The organism is Kitasatospora sp. NPDC028055 (assembly GCF_040637885.1).
Classification (GTDB): Bacteria; Actinomycetota; Actinomycetes; order Streptomycetales; family Streptomycetaceae; genus Kitasatospora.
On sequence record NZ_JBEZXE010000003.1, the window covers coordinates 52,378 to 68,724 of the forward strand.

Below are 16,347 nucleotides of genomic sequence, written 5' to 3' on the forward strand. Positions count from 1 at the left end.
CAGTCGTCCCGTAGGAGCAGGCCTGTCCGACCTGTCCGACCCGCAGTCGGACGGGCCGGACGGGCCGCGCCGGGGCCTGCGGGCCAGGGCCGAGGGCCTGCGGGTCAGGGCCGGTCGGGTCGGCCGGTGAGGATCGTGGTGAAGATCGGCTCGCCGTGCTGGTGCCCGGTCACGGTGGTGGTCAGGGCGTCCGGGTCCTCACCGCGGGTGTGCCGGGCGGTGACGGTGGTGGGCGCGTCGTGCTCGGCGTAGCGGTGGAAGGTGGTGGCCGCGGCGGCCGGGGTGACGGTGACCGGGGCGGTGAGGGCGTTGGCGGCCTGGCGGGCGGCCTCCAGCAGCACCATGCCGGGTATGTGGTCGCCGGCGTGGTCGAACAGGATCGGGTGCCGGAGGTCGGGGGTGAGGTACCAGGTGCCGGGGGTGCCGGTCGGGGTCAGGACGACGTCGCAGGGCCGGGCCCGGCCGACCAGGGCCGGTGGCAGGCGCCGGTCGTCCCCCGCCGCAGCCGCGACCGGTATCCGGCCGCTCGCGGGGCGCGCGCCGCGCAGCCGGCGGTAGGTGGAGTCCGGCACGGTGGTGAAGCGGGCCTCGCCGGTCGCGGCCAGGTGGGGGCCGCGGCGGACGGTTGCGGTGAAGGTGAAGTCGATCGTGCTGCGGGTGCGCCGGGGCCGGGGGAGGAGCCTGGCCTCGATGGTGAGGTCGGTGGGTGTCGCCCCGATGGACAGCCGGTGGGCGCGGGCGGTGTAGTCGAGGTTCCACATCAGGAATCGGTGGTCGAGCGGGATGTCGTACCGGCTGTGGGCGAGGTAGAGCCCGGCTTGGCGAACCGTTTCAGCGGCGAGCATCGGGTCGTACCGGGTCCCGTCCGGGGTGCTGAAGAAGGTGTGCGCCCGCGGCCACTGGGCGGTGACGGTGAACGCGGTGTCGCCGAGCGGCTCGCTGCCGGTGATGAAGACCTCGGCGTGGCAGGCCCGGTGGACGTACTCCTTGGCGACGGTACTGGTCAATCGGGGCGCCGGGGCGGCCGGAACGACCGGGCGGCTCGGCTCGGGGGGCGTGCCGAGGGCCGTGGCGGCCGGGGTGAGGACAGGGGCGGCCGGGGTGAGGACACGGGCGGGATGAGCGAGCAGGGACATGGGGGAGCGCTCCAGGGGACCGGGGTGGGCGGGGCCGGCTGCTCAGGGCTCGTGGGGGTACGCACCTGCCGGTCCGTTCGTCGGGGAGCCGGGACGAAGGTGCGTCGGCGGCCGAGCGCAACCGTGTCAACGCCGGGTCGTCCGTCCGCGCCCGACCGCTGACCTCGACGGTCAGCACACGGCCGTTCACCTGCGGTGATGCCGACGACCCGGGTTGACGCCTCCATCATCACAAGCGCTGGGCGCAGGGGCGTCACCGGCTCGGGCGGCGCTTGCGATGACGGACGCGGGAGCCGGGCCGGCGCCCGACCTGCCACGGGGCCGTCAAACGGCCGATCGGAAAGCCCAGTTGCCGCGCCGCACCATCCGCTCGACGGGTGTGCCGGCGTTCGGGCGCCGGATAGACTTCGGCACTTCCCGCCCCACCTCACGGCCCCGCTGCCACCGAGACGATGCCACCCGGAGAGCAGAGAACAGAGAGCAGAGAGCAGAGAGCAGAGGGCAGCGGGCAGAGGGCAGAGGGCACAGAGCAGCGGCACAGAGCAGAGAGCAGGCCTTCGTGAACCATCCTTCGACCACGTCGCCCGGCGGACTGCTGGTCATCGGCAGCGCCGCCCCGGCCGACGTCTCCGGCGCGGGGCTGTGCACGGTCGGCTACGACGGCACCGGCGCCATGAGCCTCCTCCGCACACTGCCGCTCGACCACCCCTCCTATGCGGCCGTCGACCCGACACGCGCCATCGTCCACACCGTCCTGGAACAGGCGGTCGGACGGGTCGTCTCCCTCCGGACGGACTCCGGGGCCGAGGGCGAGGGGCCGCCCGCCGCCGCTGCCAGCGGTGGTGCGGGCCCGTGCCACATCGCGGTCCACCCCAGCGGTTCGCACGTCTTCGTGGCCCACTACGGCGACGGCGTCCTCTCGGCCGTCCCCACCGGCGCCGACGGTACGGTCGCCACCGCCGAGCCGGTGCAGACCATCCGGCACCCGGGCCGGGAGGCCTCCGGGGACCTGCTCACCTCCCCGCACGCCCACATGGCGGCCCCCTCGCCGGACGGGCGGTTCCTGCTGTGCACCGACCTCGGTACCGACCGGGTGTACGTCTACGCCTTCGACCCGGACAGCGGCCCGCTCAGCGCCCACCGGACGGTGCAACTGCCGCCGGGCAGGGGCCCCCGGCACCTCGTGTTCCACCCGTCGGCCCGGTACGCCTACGTCCTGAACGAGCTCTCCTCCACCCTCACGGTGTGCACCTGGGACGCGCTCTCCGGCCACCTCGAACCGTTCGCCGAGGTCGAGACCCGACAGGATCCGGGCGCGCCGAACGCCAACTCCGCCGCCGCAGTCCGGTTGTCCGGCGACGGCGGCTTCCTCTACACGACCAACCGCGGCGACGACGCGATCTCGGTCCACGCCGTCCGCGATGACGGCGCCTCCGTGGAGCTGCTCACCGCCGTTCCCTGCGGCGGGACTTGGCCGCGCGACATCGCGCTCACCCCGGACGGCCTGCTGGTCTTCTGCGCCAATCAGCGCTCCGACACGGTCACGGCCTTCCACCGCGACCCGTCCACCGGCCGGCTGAGCCCGGCCGGGGAGCCCCTGGTGGTCACCGAGCCCACGTCCGTCCTGCCGATCGCCCGCTGAGCGAAGGCCCGAGGTGCCCGGCGCGCGTGAGCCGTCGGGCACCGACGGATATGTGAGCGTTCCCATGTGAGCGCTCTCAACATCTTGACACCCTCCGGCCGCAAGCCCCAGGATCGCCCTGTGAACCTGTCAGACAGCCAGACAGCAGGGTCGGCCCCCCGGCGCGTGAGCGCGATGGAAGCAGTGTTCGGCCACCTGCGCAGCGCCATCGAGCGCGGCGAGTACGTCGTGGGGGACAAGCTCCCCTCCGAAGCGGAGCTGTGCCGGACCCTGGAGGTCAGCCGGCCCGTGCTGCGGGAGGCGCTCCGGGCGCTCCAGGCCATGGGCCTGACCGTCTCGAAGACCGGCAAGGGCACCTTCGTCGTGGCGAACACGGTCGAGGACCCGACCTTCGGCGACTACGCGGCCAGCGACCTGCTGGAGGTGCGCCGGCACGTCGAGATCCCGGTCGCCGGGTACGCGGCGCTGCGCCGCACCCCGGAGGACCTGGACCAGCTGGCCCACCTGCTCGACCGGATGGAGCGGGAGACCGACACCACCGCGTGGGTCGCCCTGGACACCGTCTTCCACCTGGCGGTGGCCGAGGCCTCCCGCAACCCGGTCTTCCGTCGGGTCATCGAGGAGATCCGCGACGCACTGGCGCGTCAGTCGGCGTTCCTCAACGAGCTGGGCGATCGACGCGAGCAGTCCAACTGCGAGCACCGGGCGATCGTCGAGGCGCTGGTCGACGGTTCCGAGCCCGACGCGGTAGCGGCGATGTCGCACCACCTTCACCGCGTCGAGGCGACCCTCACCGACATCGTGCACCCCAGGCGCACGGAGACCCCCATGGAAGGCAGAGCTGAGGCGTGAGCGAGCAGTTCCTCGAAGACGAGAAGCGCCCCACGACCCCCAACGCCCCTACCACCCCCACGGCCCCCACCACCCCCAACGCCCCCACCACCCCCACGGCCAGGCACGTCGACGCCGGTGACGCCGGCTACAGCAAGTCCTTGAAGCCCCGGCACGTCAACATGATCGCCATCGGCGGTGCCATCGGCACCGGCCTGTTCCTGGGCGCCGGTGGCCGCCTCGCCGACGCCGGGCCCTCCCTGTTCGTCGCGTACGCCGTCTGCGGTGTCTTCGCCTTCCTCGTCGTGCGCGCGCTCGGCGAACTCGTCCTGTACCGCCCGTCCTCCGGTGCCTTCGTCTCGTACGCCCGGGAGTTCCTGGGGGAGAAGGGCGCGTACACCGCGGGCTGGATGTACTTCCTCAACTGGGCGACCACCGGCATCGCCGACATCACCGCCGTCGCCACCTACACCCACTACTGGCACCTGTTCTCCGACATCCCGCAGTGGGTGATCGCGCTCATAGCCCTGGCCGTGGTGCTGACGGTGAACCTCATCTCGGTGCGGATCTTCGGTGAACTGGAGTTCTGGTTCGCCATCGTCAAGGTCGGCGCGCTGCTGGTCTTCATGGGCATCGCGATCTTCCTGCTGGTCACCCGGCACCCGGTTGACGGCGTCGTGCCCGGCCCGTCCCTGATCACCGACAACGGCGGGATCTTCCCCAACGGCCTGATGCCGATGCTTCTGATCATCCAGGGCGTCGTCTTCGCCTACGCCTCCGTCGAACTGGTCGGCGTCACGGCCGGGGAGACCGAGAACCCCGAGAAGATCATGCCGAAGGCGATCAACTCGATCATGTGGCGGGTGGGCCTGTTCTACGTCGGCTCGGTCGTGCTGCTGTCGATGCTGATGCCCTGGAACAGGTACAGCTCCGGCCAGAGCCCGTTCGTGACGGTGCTGTCCCACATCGGCATCCCGGCGGCGGGCAGCGTGATGAACCTGGTCGTCCTCACCGCGGCGATGTCCTCGCTCAACTCCGGCCTCTACTCCACCGGTCGCATCCTGCGCTCGATGGCCGTGAGCGGCTCGGCGCCGCGCTTCACCGCCCGGATGAGCCGCAGTCAGGTGCCGTACGGCGGCATCCTGCTGACCAGCGGCATGTGCGTCCTCGGCGTGGGCCTCAACTACGTGGTGCCCGCGGACGCGTTCGAGATCGTGCTCAACTTCGCGGCGATCGGCATCCTCGCCACCTGGGGCATGATCATGGTCTGCCACCTCTTCTTCTGGCGGAAGACCCGGGCCGGCGAACTGACCCGCCCCTCCTACCGGCTGCCGGGCTCGCCCTGGACCGAGATCGTGACGCTGGCCTTCCTCGCCACCGTCCTGGTCCTGATGTACGCCGACGGCGGCGCCGGACGCACCACCGTGCTCTGCGTACCACTGATCGCCGCCGCACTGGTGGCCGGCTGGTACGCGATCCGCCGCCGCCTCGCGCGCGACGGCGCCCGGTCCGACGGCTGACCCGGGCGGCGGCCTTCGGTGCGGGGGCGACCCCGCGGCTGTCGAGGGCCGCCCGCCCGGCCGGCGGAGCAGCAAGCGAACCACCACCCAGCGAGGCAGTGATGCACAGAACCACCCCCGCGGACGCACCCGCGATCCGCGAGCCCCGGCACGTCCCCGTCGCCCACGTCACCCGCGGCGGCATGGTCGAGGGGGTCCACCACGGCTCGGTCGTCGTCCTCGACGCCGACGGCGAAGTCCGGTTCCGGCTCGGCGACATCGAGGTCGCCTGCTACCCGCGGTCCGCCCTCAAGCCGCTCCAGGCCGTGGCCATGGTGCGGGCCGGGCTGCCGCTCGACGGCGAACTCCTCTCCCTCGCGATGGGCAGCCACTCCGGCGAGGAACGCCACCTCGCCGGAGCCCGGCGGATCCTGGAATTCGCCGGCCTCTCCGAGGACGACCTGCGCAACGTCCCGGACCTCCCGTACGACCCCGCGGTCCGCGACACCTGGATCCGGGAGGGCCGCCCGCCCTCCCGGCTCGCCCAGAACTGCTCGGGCAAGCACGCCGCGATGCTCTACCTCTGCAAGCTCAACGGCTGGCCGCTGACGGACTACGACGATCCCACCCACCCGCTCCAGCGGGTGATCGCCGGGGTCGTCGAGGAACTCACCGGTCAACGCATCGCGCGGGTCAGCGTCGACGGCTGCGGCACCCCGCTGTTCGCCGTCTCGCTGCACGGCCTCGCCCGCGCCGCCGCCCGCATCGCCACCGGCGCGCCCGGGACGCCCGAGTTCCGGGTGGCCGACGCGCTGCGCGCGCACCCGGAGATGGCCTCCGGCGCCGGCCGGGACACGGCCGCGCTGATGCACGCGGTGCCCGGACTGCTGGCCAAGGACGGCTTCGAGGGCGTGCAGGTCGCCGCGCTGCCGGACGGCCGCGCCATCGCCGTGAAGATCGCTGACGGGGCGAACCGGGCGCGCGTCCCGGTGGCGGCGGCCGCGCTGGCCCTGGCGGGAGTCGAACCGGGGCTGCTCACCGGCTTCGCGGGCGAGCCGACGACCGGCGGTGGCCGGCCCGTCGGCGGCGTCCGGCCGGTGGCGGCGCTCGACCCGTCGGCCCTGCCCGCCCCCGTCTGACCCGACCCACCGTTCCACCGTTCCACCGAGGAAGAGGACCGCACACCCATGACCGCCGCCACCCGTAGCGAACACGACCTGCTCGGAGACCGCGACGTCCCCGCCGACGCCTACTGGGGCGTCCACACGCTGCGCGCCACCGAGAACTTCCCCATCACGGGCACGCCCATCTCCACCTACCCGCACCTGATCGACGCCCTCGCCGCCGTCAAGGAGGCCGCCGCCCTCGCCAACGAGGAACTCGGCCTGCTGGAGCCCGCGAAGGCCGCCGCGATCGTCGCCGCCTGCCAGGAGATCCGCGCCGGAAAGCTGCACGAGCAGTTCGTCGTGGACGTCATCCAGGGCGGCGCCGGCACCTCGACCAACATGAACGCCAACGAGGTCATCGCCAACCGGGCGCTGGAGCTGCTGGGGCACGCCAAGGGCGACTACCGGCACCTGCACCCCAACGAGCACGTCAACCTGGGCCAGTCCACCAACGACGTCTACCCGACGGCCGTCCGGATCGCGACCGTCCTCGCCGTGCGCGGCCTGCTCGACGCGATGGCCGTCCTCCAGGACGCCTTCGCCCGCAAGGCCGTCGAGTTCCGCGACGTCCTCAAGATGGGCCGCACCCAGCTGCAGGACGCCGTGCCGATGACGCTCGGGCAGGAGTTCTCGACCTTCGCGGTCATGCTCGACGAGGACCGCAGCCGGCTGGCGGAGGCCGTCGAGCTGATCCTGGAGATCAACCTCGGCGCCACCGCGATCGGCACCGGCCTCAACGCCCCGGCCGGGTACGCCGAGTCCGCCCGCCGTCACCTCGCCGAGCTCACCGGGCTGCCGCTCGTCACTGCGGCCAACCTGGTCGAGGCCACCCAGGACTGCGGGGCGTTCGTCCAGATGTCCGGGGTGCTCAAGCGCATCGCCGTCAAGCTCTCGAAGAGCTGCAACGACCTGCGCCTGCTGTCCTCGGGGCCGCGTGCGGGCCTCGGCGAGATCAACCTGCCGCCGGTGCAGGCCGGTTCGAGCATCATGCCCGGCAAGGTGAACCCGGTGATCCCCGAGGTCGTCAACCAGGTCGCCTTCGAGGTGATCGGCAACGACGTCGCCGTCACCATGGCCGCCGAGGCCGGACAGCTCCAGCTCAACGCCTTCGAGCCGATCATCCTCCACTCGCTCTCGGAGTCGATCACCCATCTGCGCGCCGCCTGCCTCACCCTCGCCGAGCGCTGCGTGGTCGGCATCACCGCCAACACCGAGGTGCTGCGCGCGAGCGTCGAGAACTCCATCGGCCTGGTGACCGCCCTCAACCCGCACATCGGCTACACGGCCGCCACCGACATCGCCAAGGAGGCCCTCGCCAGCGGCCGGGGCGTGGCCGAACTCGTCCTGGAGAAGGGGCTGCTCCCGGCCGAGCGGCTCGCCGCCCTGCTCCGGCCCGAGGTGCTCGCGGGCACCGGCGCTCCGGTGGCCTGACGGCGGGAACCGGCGCTCCGGTGGCCTGACGGCGAGCACCGGCGCTCCGGTGGCCTGACGGCGAGCACCGCGGACGGGGTCAGGTCCGACCGGCCGGCGCCGGGATCAGCCGCACGGCCTCCGGGGCCCGGGCGTTGTGACGCTCGGTCCAGGTGGTCAGCGCGGACTGGCAGGCGTGGTCGAGGTGCCGGAGCCCGGAGAGGTCCAGCTCCACGACGCGGTCGGCGGGCAGCGCTTCGAGGGTGTCCAGGAGCTTGGGCAGCCGGAGGAAGGTGGCGTTGCCCGTCAGCCGGACCCGGACGGTGCCACCGGGCTGCTCCTCCGTCGCCACGTGCAGGCGGGACGTCTCCCAGGCCGACTTGACGACCGACAGGCCCAGGCCGATCAGCACGCCCTCGAACATGTTGACCGTGACGATGGCCACGGCGGTGGCCGCGAGGACGAGCGCCTCCGCCCGGTGCTCGCGCCACAACGGCCCGAACTGCTCGAACGGCAGCAGCTTGAACCCGGCGTGCACCAGCACTCCGGCGAGCGCCGCGACGGGGATGACGCCGAGCGCCGCCGGGAGCAGTGCGGCGAAGAGCAGCAGCCACCCGCCGTGCAGGACGCGGGACGCCTTGGTCCGGGCGCCGGCCTGGACGTTGGCGGCGCTGCGGACGATGACCGCGGTCATCGGCAGGGCGCCCAGGGCGCCGCAGAGCGCGTTGCCCGCGCCCTGCGCCATGAGTTCCCTGTCGTAGTCAGTGCGCGGTCCGTCGTGCAGCCGGTCGACGGCCGCCGCGCTGAACAGGCTCTCGGCCGAGGCGACCAGCGTGAAGGCCACGACCGTCAGGAGCAGGGCCGGGGTGAGCTGCTCGAAGACCCCGCTGCCGGGCGGCTGGACGGCGTCCAGCAGGCCCTTGACCTCGACCTTCTTCAGCGGGCGGTGCAGCAGCCAGGCGGCGCCGGTGGCGAGCAGCACGGCCACCAGCGCGCCCGGGACGACCCGCACCCTGGCGGGCAGCCGCTGCCACAGCACGATCACCGCGATGGTGCCGGCGCCGACCGCGAAGGAGTAGCCGGCGGCGGGCGAGGAGACGAGCCGGGCGAGCAGGCCGGGAAGGCCCAGGAGCTTGTCGATCCCGCTCGCGGGCGCCGGTCGGTCGGCCATCGCGTAGAGCTGCCCGGCGATGATGACCAGGCCGATGCCGGCCAGCATGCCCTCCACCACGGCGACGGAGATCGCGCGGAACCAGCGGCCCCAGCGCAGCGCGCCCAGCAGCAGTTGGAGCAGGCCGGTGGCGGCGACCACCAGGCCGAGGGCGGGCAGGCCGAACCGTTGCACGGTCTCGGCGACCAGGACGGTCAGTCCGGCCGCCGGGCCGCTGACCTGGAGGCTGCTGCCGGGCAGCGCGCCGGTGACCAGGCCGCCGACGATGCCGGTGATCAGGCCGAGTTCGGCGGGCACGCCCGAGGCGACGGCGACGCCGACGCACAGCGGGAGGGCGACCAGGAACACGACGAGCGAGGCGGTCAGGTCGTACTTGAGTGCGGGAATGCGCATGGGAGCCCTCATCCGGGGAGTTGGGTTGTCGGCCACTGGGTCACTTCGGGACCGTGCAACGCTCGCTCGGTACGGGGGCAGCGCGGAGCGCGGCGGCGCCGGCAGGCGGAATCACTGCCGTGGGCCGTCGTGGACTGCCGGGATGTGGCGGGGCGGTGGGTCACCCGTCCGGGGTGTCGCCACCGTCGGTGAGCGTGCGCGCGCGGTCGGCGCCGATCAGCAGCGGAACACCTGGAGGACCGCCGCTCCGGGCTGTCTGCGCGCCCCGTACGGCGGGGCGGGGGTGCGGGCCGGCGACGGGTTGTCGTCGTCGGCGGCTTCCTCGGCGAGGGCCGGGTGCAACTCCCTTTGCTGCCGCGGTACTTCGACGGTCCGGTGGCGCGTCCAGCCGAGGCCGGGCGGGCACTCGGGGACCACCGCCTCCTCGACGAGCGTGGCCTCCGCGACCATCCGGGGGCAGGACTCCGCGCGGGTGAGGGCGGATGCGGACTGGGACAGCACCAGCAGGCCCAGCGCGGCCACGAGGGCCACGGCGGCGGCGCCGATCACCCTCCTGACCAAGGACATCGCCGTTCCTTTCCCCGCCCGTGGGAGCGCCCCTGGGAGTGTCCAGGGGACTTGTCGAACCGTCATCACTTCTGACGGATGCGGGCGCGGGACCAGTTCCGGTATGCCGTGAACGGTCGGTGAAGCATTCCGGCCGGGTGGTGATGATCCATGAACCGGCGGGGCGGAATGCGGGTGACCGGTGAACCGGCTGTGATGTGAACGTTAACGCGTATGAATCCGCTGCTCCTTGGCAGTCGGTCGGACGCAGGACCGCGCGTCGGCCGGGGCCCTCCGCCCGGCGCCGGGTGCGCTCCGACCCGGCGTCGGACGGAAGAGGTTCAGCGCCCGGACATCCTCGACAGGACCGTGCGGCGCGCGGTGTCGGCGTCGTCGGCGAGCAGGGCCAGCTCGGCGAGTTCGCGGCACTGCGCGAGGGTGTGGGTGGCCAGGGCCGCGCGCAGCTCGGGGAGCGAGGCGGGCGCGGCGGACAGGCTGGTGATCCCGAGGCCGACCAGGACCAGGGCGAGCGCCGGGTCGGCGGCGGCCTCGCCGCAGACGCCGATCGGACGGCCGTGCTCGGCCGCCGCGGCGGCGGCGGTGGCGACCAGTTCGAGCAGCGCGGGCTGCCACGGGTCGAGCAGCTCGGCGAGGGTGCCGAGCGTCCGGTCGGCCGCGAAGGCGTACTGGGCCAGGTCGTTGGTGCCCACGCTGAAGAAGTCGCAGGACGCGGCCAGCCGGTCGGTCCGCAGAGCGGCTGCCGGGACCTCGATCATCGCGCCGGCCATCGGCAGGCCGTGCGCGCGGACCCGGGCGGCGAACTCGGCGGCCTCGCGCGGGATCGACACCATCGGGGCCATGACCCACACCTGTGCGGTGCTGTCCTGTGCGGCCTCGGCGATCGCGGCGAGCTGGGTCTCCAGCAGGTGCGGATCGCGGGCGGCCGTCCGCAGACCGCGGACCCCCAGCGCGGGGTTCTCCTCGTCGGCGGAGCTGGCGAAGGGCAGCGGTTTGTCCGCGCCCGCGTCCAGGGTGCGGACGACCACCCGGCGCCCGGCGAAGGCCGCGAAGACCTGCCGGTAGGCGGCGGCCTGTTCGGCCCGGTCCGGCGCCTCGGCGCGGTCCAGGAAGAGGAACTCGGTACGGAACAGGCCCACCCCCTCGGCGTCGACGGCGGCCGCGCCGGCCAGCTCGCGCGGCGCACCGAGGTTGACCAGCAGCGCGACCGGGTGGCCGTCCGCCGTCCGGCCCGGCCCCCGGAATCCGGCCAGCAGCTCGCGGTGCCGGCGCTCGCGCGCGGCGGCCCGCTCGACCGCCTCCGGACTCGGGTCGGGCTCGACCACGCCGTCCGCACCGTGCACCAGGACCTGCCGGCCGTCCGCCAGGGCCGTGGCGCCGGTGCAGCCGACCACGGCGGGCACGCCGAGGGCCTTGGCGAGGATGGCCGTGTGGCTGGTCGGCCCGCCGCGGACGGTGACGAGGGCCAGGACCCGTTCGGGGTCGAGCAGCGCGGTGTCGGCGGGCGCCAGGTCGTCGGCGACCAGGACGTACGGGTGCCCGGGGTCGGGCAGGCCGGGCACGGGCAGGCCGAGCAGGTGGGCCACCGCGCGGTCGCGCAGGTCGTCCAGGTCGGGGGCGCGTTCCGCGAAGTAGCCGCCGGCGGCGGTCAGGGCGGCGCGGAAGCCGTCGAAGGCGGTGCTGAGCGCATGGGCGCCGTCGGTGCCCTGCTCGGCGAGCTCGGCGGCCCGGTCGGCGAGGACCGGGTCGGCGGCCATCATGGCCTGGGCCGCGAGCACCTCGGCGCCGGGGCCGCTCACCCGGGCGGCGCGCTGCTCCAGGTCGGTGACGACCGCACCGAGGGCGGCACGGACCGCGGCCGCCTCGGCCGCCGGGTCGGCGACCGCCCTCGGCGCGGGCAGCGGGACCGGGGGAGCCATCCGGGCGACCGGGCCCGCCGCGCTGCCGGTGCCGACGCCGATCCCGCGGATCGGGACGGTCATGCCGCTGCGTCGAGGTCGGAGGCGAGCAGCTGGGCGAGCGCCTGGAGCGCGTCCTCGGCCCCGTCGCCCGAGGCGGTGAGCTCCAGGACCTCGCCGGAGCGGGCGGCCAGGGCGAGGACGGACAGCAGGCTGCGGGCGTCGACCGGGGCCTGGCCCGGGCGGCCGACGGTGACCTTGACCGGCTGTCGGGCGGCAGCGGCCTGGACGAACAGCGACGCCGGGCGGGCGTGCAGACCGCTGCTGGAGCCGACGGTGACCTGGGTCGAGTGCATGGGAGTCCTTGAGGGAGAGGGTGGATGCGATCGCCGACCCGGGTGGGAGCCGGGTCGGCGGGAGGGTGGGGCACGGTGGCCCGCGCTCAGAAGCGCGGGCCACCGTGGTGGATGCCTGGTCCGCGCGGTACGGGGGCGGTCGCGGGACCAGGCAGTCTGTGGTTTCGCGCCCGTTAAGGCGTTGTTTCGATTGGTTCTACGCCCGATCGCGCAGGGATGTCAACACATTCGGGCATCAGCCCACGGAGTGGACGAGAGACGGAACAGCCCCTTGCTTTTCCGTCCGAAGCGCGTATGGTCGGGCTTCACCAGGCGTAAACGGACATGAAACGGACCCAATCCCACATGTACGCACCCGAGCGGCAGCAACAGATCCTCCACCTCGCCCAGGAACAGGGCCGGGTGGACGTGCCGACGCTGGCCGAGGACTTCGGTGTCACCCAGGAGACCATCCGGCGTGACCTGAGCGCCCTGGACCGGGCCGGCCTGCTGCACCGGGTGCACGGCGGCGCGCTGCCCGTCGGCGCACTGCACCTGGAACCCGGCCTGGCCGAACGGGACTCCCGGGCCGCGGCCGAGAAGGAGCGCATCGCCAGGGCGGCCCTGGCCCTGCTGCCCGGCGAGGGCAGCGTCATCCTGGACGCCGGGACGACCGTCTCCCGGCTGGCCGGACTGCTGCCCCTGGACTGCGCCCTCACCGTCGTCACCAACGCCCTCCCGGTCGCGGCCCGGCTGGCCGACCACCCCTCCCTCGCCCTGCACCTCGTCGGCGGGCGGCTGCGCCATCGCACCCAGGCGGCCGTCGACGCCTGGGCGCTGCGCGACCTGGCCGACATCCACGCGGACGTCGCGGTGGTCGCCACCAACGGCTTCTCCCCGGAGGGCGGGCTGTCGACGCCGGACCTCGCCGAGGCCGCCGTCAAGCGGGCCATGCTCGCCGGTGCGCAACGCGTCGTCCTGGTGGCCGATTCCTCCAAGTACGGCGCCCGCCACTTCGCCCGATTCGGCTCGCTGGACCAGGTCGACGTCCTGGTCACGGACACCGGGCTGACCGACGAGCAGGCCGCCCAGATCGAGAACCACGGACCGGAAGTCATCCGCGCATGATCGTCACCATCACCCCCAACCCCAGCCTGGACCGCACCTACGAGCTGGGAACGCTCGTTCTCGGCGAGGTCAACCGAGCCGGGCAGGACCGGCTCGACCCCGGCGGCAAGGGCGTCAACGTCTCCCGTGCGCTCACCGCCGCGGGCCACCGCACCACCGCCGTCCTGCCGTTGGGCGGCCTCTCCGGCGAGCTGCTCTCCGACCTGCTGCGCCGCCAGGGCATCGACGTCGCGGCGGTCACCATCGCGGGCGACACCCGGATCAACGTCTCGATCGCCGAGGACGGCGGCAGCCTCACGAAGATCAACGCGGTGGGCCCCGAGCTCAGCGCAGCCGAGTCGGCCGCGCTGCTGGCCCTCGTCCGCGACACCCAGAAGACCGGACGGGGCACCGGGAACGGCGTCGACTGGCTGGCCTGCTGCGGCAGCCTGCCGCGCGGCCTCCTGCCCGGCTGGTACGCGGAGTTGGTCGCGCAGGTGCACTCGGGCGGCGCCCGGATCGCCCTGGACACCTCCGGCCCCGCACTGCTCGCCGCGCTCTCGGCCCGCCCCGACGTGGTCAAGCCCAACCGGGAGGAACTCGCCGAGGCCGTGGGCCGCCCGGTCGCCACCGTCGGCGACGCCGTGCACGCGGCCGGGGAACTGCGCGAGCGCGGCGCCCAGCAGGTCCTCGCCAGCCTCGGTGCGGACGGGATGCTGCTGATCGCCGAGGAGGGCAGCTGGTACGGCAGCGCACCGGTCGCCGCCGTGCGCAGCGACGTGGGAGCGGGCGACGCCTCGCTCGCGGGCTTCCTCGGAGCCGGCGGCACCGGCCCCGAGGCCCTGGCGGCGGCCCTGGCGCACGGCGCCGCCGCCGTACAACTGCCGGGGAGCGTCATGCCGACCCCGGCCGATCTGGACCGGGCCGCCGTGGCCGTGACGGCGGACATCCCGCTCGAACGACCGCTCCGCGGTTGAGACTCGAACGACCGCTCCGCGGTTGAGATTCGCGGTTGGTTCCGCGATCGAGAACAGCCTCCTGCCGGAGGCACCCCGCCCGACCGTGTGGGACGGAACGGCGACCAATCCCGGGGGCAAGGGAACACTGTCAGGCACCAGTTGAAGGATCGACACGATGAGCGACACCAGCGGACTGATCACACCCGCACTCGTTGATCTCCACCTCGCCCCCGCGGACAAGAGCGAGGCTCTCCGCTCCCTCGCCCAGCGGCTGGTCGCCGAGGGCCGGGTGACCGACCTCGACGGCTTCCTCGCCGACGTGGCCGCCCGCGAGGCCCAGGCCCCGACCGGAATGGGGGACGGGATCGGCATCCCGCACTGCAGATCACCCCACGTGACCCAGCCGAGCCTGGCCTTCGGCCGGAGCACCAGGGGCGTGGACTTCGATGCCCCGGACGGCCGGCCCGCCGACCTGATCTTCATGATCGCGGCACCGGCCGGTGCGGACGACACCCACCTGCAGATCCTCGCCGCGCTGGCCGGTCGGCTGATGGACCCCGCCTTCACCGGGGCCCTCCGCGAGGCCGAGAGCCCGGGCGCCGTCGCGGCCCTGGTCAACGGCGAGGAGACGCCGACCGCTGCACCGGAGGCGCCCGCCCCTTCGGATACGGTCGCTGCTGCGGAGGCGCCCGCTCCTTCGGACCCGGCCGCTGCGCCGGAGACGGCCGCCGGCGGCGCTGGGCTGCGGCTGGTCGCGGTGACCTCCTGCCCGACCGGAATCGCCCACACCTACATGGCGGCCAAGGCCCTCGAACTGGCCGCCGCCCGGGCGGGCGTGCGGATCCAGGTGGAGACCCAGGGGTCGGCCGGGACGACGGTGCTGGCCCCCGAGGTGATCGCGGCCGCCGACGCCGTGATCTTCGCCCATGACGTCGAGGTCCGGGACCGCGCCCGCTTCGCCGGCAAGCCGACCGTCGACGTAGGCGTGAAGGCCGCCGTCAACCGCGCGGATGACCTGATCGCCCAGGCCGCCGGGCTGGTCGCCGAGGCCGGCGGAGGTGCTCGCCCCGCCACCGCACCGGGCGCCGCGGTGAGCGCACCGGCGGGTGAGCACTGGGCCCAGCGGCTGCGCAAGTACCTGATGACGGGCGTCAGTTACATGATCCCGTTCGTCGCGGCGGGCGGTCTGCTGATCGCCCTCGCCTTCGCCATCGGCGGCTACCAGATCGCCTCCGCGCCCTCCGTGCTGGGCCACTTCGACTGGACCTCCTCGCACAGCTGGGCGGCGATGCTGTTCCAGACCGGCAAGACCTCCTTCGGCTTCCTGGTCCCGATCCTCTCCGGGTACATCGCCTGGGCGATCGCGGACCGGGCGGCACTGGCCGCCGGCATCGCGGGTGGCGCCGTCTCGGTGGCGGTCGGCGCGGGCTTCCTCGGCGGCATCGTGTCGGGCCTGGCCGCGGGCTTCCTGGTGCTGTGGATGATCCGCTGGAACGTGCCGCGCGCGGTCAAGGGGATCATGCCGGTGGTGGTGATCCCGCTGCTGTCGGTGGCGGCGGTCGGCTTCCTGATGTTCGTGCTGGTCGGCTCGCCGATCGCCTCGGCGATGAACGGCCTGACCGACTGGCTGAACGGCCTCTCCGGCTCCAACGCGATCCTGCTCGGCGTGCTGCTCGGCGCGATGATGGCCTTCGACATGGGCGGTCCGCTCAACAAGGTCGCCTACACCTTCGCCGCCGGTGCGCTCACCACCGCGGGCACCACCCCGGACGCCGGCAGCCTCAAGGTGATGGCCGCGGTGATGGCCGCCGGCATGACCCCGCCGCTGGGCCTGGCCCTGGCCACCGTCGTTCGGCGGCGGCTGTTCAGCCCCGAGGAACGGGAAAACGGCAAGGCGGCCTGGGTGCTCGGCGCCTCGTTCATCACCGAGGGCGCGATCCCGTTCGCGGCGGCGGACCCGCTGCGGGTCATCCCGGCGAACATCGTCGGCAGCATGACGGCCGGCGGACTGGTGATGGCCTTCGGCTCCACCCTGCGCGCGCCGCACGGCGGGATCTGGGTGCTCCCGCTGATCGGCAGTCCGTTCCTCTACCTGCTCGCCGTCGTGGCGGGCACGGTGGTCACCACGGCAGTGGTCGTGCTGCTCAAGGGGCTGCGGAAGGACGCCGCCCCGGCGGCCGTGGACTCCACCGTCGCCGAGAAGGGGCTGGCCGGCGTCTGATCCGGTAGCCGGACC

13 protein-coding genes are annotated in these 16,347 nt (G+C 73.6%); 8 read left to right on the plus strand and 5 right to left on the minus strand.

What is annotated here, in order from left to right; translation table 11 throughout:
* Positions 1–104: 104 nt before the first annotated feature.
* Positions 105–1,136 (minus strand): ScbA/BarX family gamma-butyrolactone biosynthesis protein, encoded by a 1,032-nt coding sequence (locus AB0F71_RS06475; RefSeq protein ID WP_360229142.1) that lies wholly within the window; start codon positions 1,134–1,136, stop codon positions 105–107.
* A 559-nt stretch (positions 1,137–1,695) separates the two neighbouring features.
* Here AB0F71_RS06475 and AB0F71_RS06480 point away from each other — a divergent pair.
* The 5 genes from AB0F71_RS06480 to aspA all read left to right on the plus strand — a co-directional run bounded on the left by AB0F71_RS06480 (position 1,696) and on the right by aspA (position 7,705).
* A complete protein-coding gene (locus AB0F71_RS06480; RefSeq protein WP_360229145.1) occupies positions 1,696–2,778 on the plus strand; it encodes a lactonase family protein in 1,083 nt (360 codons plus the stop codon).
* Positions 2,779–2,952: 174 nt separating this feature from the next.
* Complete coding sequence (locus AB0F71_RS06485) at positions 2,953–3,630, plus strand: FadR/GntR family transcriptional regulator (protein WP_360229148.1); 678 nt, start codon at positions 2,953–2,955, stop codon at positions 3,628–3,630.
* On the plus strand, positions 3,627–5,129 hold the full coding sequence (locus AB0F71_RS06490) for an amino acid permease (RefSeq protein ID WP_360229151.1): 1,503 nt from the start codon (positions 3,627–3,629) through the stop codon (positions 5,127–5,129). Before AB0F71_RS06485 ends, AB0F71_RS06490 begins: the two co-directional genes overlap by 4 nt.
* Before the next feature lie 101 nt (positions 5,130–5,230).
* The gene (locus tag AB0F71_RS06495) at positions 5,231–6,247 is read left to right on the plus strand and encodes an asparaginase (protein WP_360229154.1); all 1,017 of its coding nucleotides are present in this window, start codon (positions 5,231–5,233) and stop codon (positions 6,245–6,247) included.
* A 48-nt stretch (positions 6,248–6,295) separates the two neighbouring features.
* Positions 6,296–7,705, plus strand: coding sequence for an aspartate ammonia-lyase (gene aspA / locus AB0F71_RS06500; protein WP_360229157.1), 1,410 nt, complete (start codon positions 6,296–6,298; stop codon positions 7,703–7,705).
* 79 nt (positions 7,706–7,784) lie between these two features.
* Here the strand turns inward: aspA and AB0F71_RS06505 are convergent, their stop codons facing one another.
* From AB0F71_RS06505 to AB0F71_RS06520, 4 genes are all read right to left on the minus strand, one after another.
* Entirely contained in the window at positions 7,785–9,248 is a 1,464-nt protein-coding gene (locus AB0F71_RS06505; RefSeq protein WP_360229160.1) for a SulP family inorganic anion transporter, read from the minus strand.
* 216 nt (positions 9,249–9,464) lie between these two features.
* Entirely contained in the window at positions 9,465–9,815 is a 351-nt protein-coding gene (locus tag AB0F71_RS06510; protein WP_360229163.1) for a hypothetical protein, read from the minus strand.
* 320 nt (positions 9,816–10,135) lie between these two features.
* Positions 10,136–11,794 carry a phosphoenolpyruvate--protein phosphotransferase gene (gene ptsP / locus AB0F71_RS06515; protein WP_360229166.1) on the minus strand — a complete coding sequence of 553 codons (1,659 nt, stop codon included), beginning with the start codon at positions 11,792–11,794 and terminating at the stop codon, positions 10,136–10,138.
* Complete coding sequence (locus tag AB0F71_RS06520) at positions 11,791–12,066, minus strand: HPr family phosphocarrier protein (RefSeq protein WP_350503014.1); 276 nt, start codon at positions 12,064–12,066, stop codon at positions 11,791–11,793. Before AB0F71_RS06520 ends, ptsP begins: the two co-directional genes overlap by 4 nt.
* Before the next feature lie 345 nt (positions 12,067–12,411).
* Between AB0F71_RS06520 and AB0F71_RS06525 the strand changes: the two genes are divergently transcribed.
* From AB0F71_RS06525 to AB0F71_RS06535, 3 genes are all read left to right on the plus strand, one after another.
* On the plus strand, positions 12,412–13,173 hold the full coding sequence (locus AB0F71_RS06525) for a DeoR/GlpR family DNA-binding transcription regulator (protein ID WP_360229170.1): 762 nt from the start codon (positions 12,412–12,414) through the stop codon (positions 13,171–13,173).
* Positions 13,170–14,129: a 1-phosphofructokinase gene (pfkB, locus tag AB0F71_RS06530; protein WP_360229173.1), complete on the plus strand. Its 960-nt coding sequence runs from the start codon at positions 13,170–13,172 to the stop codon at positions 14,127–14,129. The genes AB0F71_RS06525 and pfkB overlap by 4 nt, the downstream gene beginning before the upstream one ends.
* Before the next feature lie 157 nt (positions 14,130–14,286).
* Positions 14,287–16,332, plus strand: coding sequence for a fructose-specific PTS transporter subunit EIIC (locus tag AB0F71_RS06535; protein ID WP_360229176.1), 2,046 nt, complete (start codon positions 14,287–14,289; stop codon positions 16,330–16,332).
* Positions 16,333–16,347 lie beyond the last annotated feature (15 nt).

What these genes read in the sequence shown, in the direction of transcription:
- AB0F71_RS06475 (WP_360229142.1), bottom strand. Translation starts at nt 1,136, where the DNA reads ATGTCCCTGCTCGCTCATCCCGCCCGTGTCCTCACCCCGGCCGCCCCT.
- AB0F71_RS06485 (WP_360229148.1), top strand. Translation starts at nt 2,953, where the DNA reads ATGGAAGCAGTGTTCGGCCACCTGCGCAGCGCCATCGAGCGCGGCGAG.
- AB0F71_RS06495 (WP_360229154.1), top strand. Translation starts at nt 5,231, where the DNA reads ATGCACAGAACCACCCCCGCGGACGCACCCGCGATCCGCGAGCCCCGG.
- aspA (WP_360229157.1), top strand. Translation starts at nt 6,296, where the DNA reads ATGACCGCCGCCACCCGTAGCGAACACGACCTGCTCGGAGACCGCGAC.
- AB0F71_RS06505 (WP_360229160.1), bottom strand. Translation starts at nt 9,248, where the DNA reads ATGCGCATTCCCGCACTCAAGTACGACCTGACCGCCTCGCTCGTCGTG.
- AB0F71_RS06510 (WP_360229163.1), bottom strand. Translation starts at nt 9,815, where the DNA reads ATGTCCTTGGTCAGGAGGGTGATCGGCGCCGCCGCCGTGGCCCTCGTG.
- ptsP (WP_360229166.1), bottom strand. Translation starts at nt 11,794, where the DNA reads ATGACCGTCCCGATCCGCGGGATCGGCGTCGGCACCGGCAGCGCGGCG.
- AB0F71_RS06520 (WP_350503014.1), bottom strand. Translation starts at nt 12,066, where the DNA reads ATGCACTCGACCCAGGTCACCGTCGGCTCCAGCAGCGGTCTGCACGCC.
- AB0F71_RS06525 (WP_360229170.1), top strand. Translation starts at nt 12,412, where the DNA reads ATGTACGCACCCGAGCGGCAGCAACAGATCCTCCACCTCGCCCAGGAA.
- pfkB (WP_360229173.1), top strand. Translation starts at nt 13,170, where the DNA reads ATGATCGTCACCATCACCCCCAACCCCAGCCTGGACCGCACCTACGAG.
- AB0F71_RS06535 (WP_360229176.1), top strand. Translation starts at nt 14,287, where the DNA reads ATGAGCGACACCAGCGGACTGATCACACCCGCACTCGTTGATCTCCAC.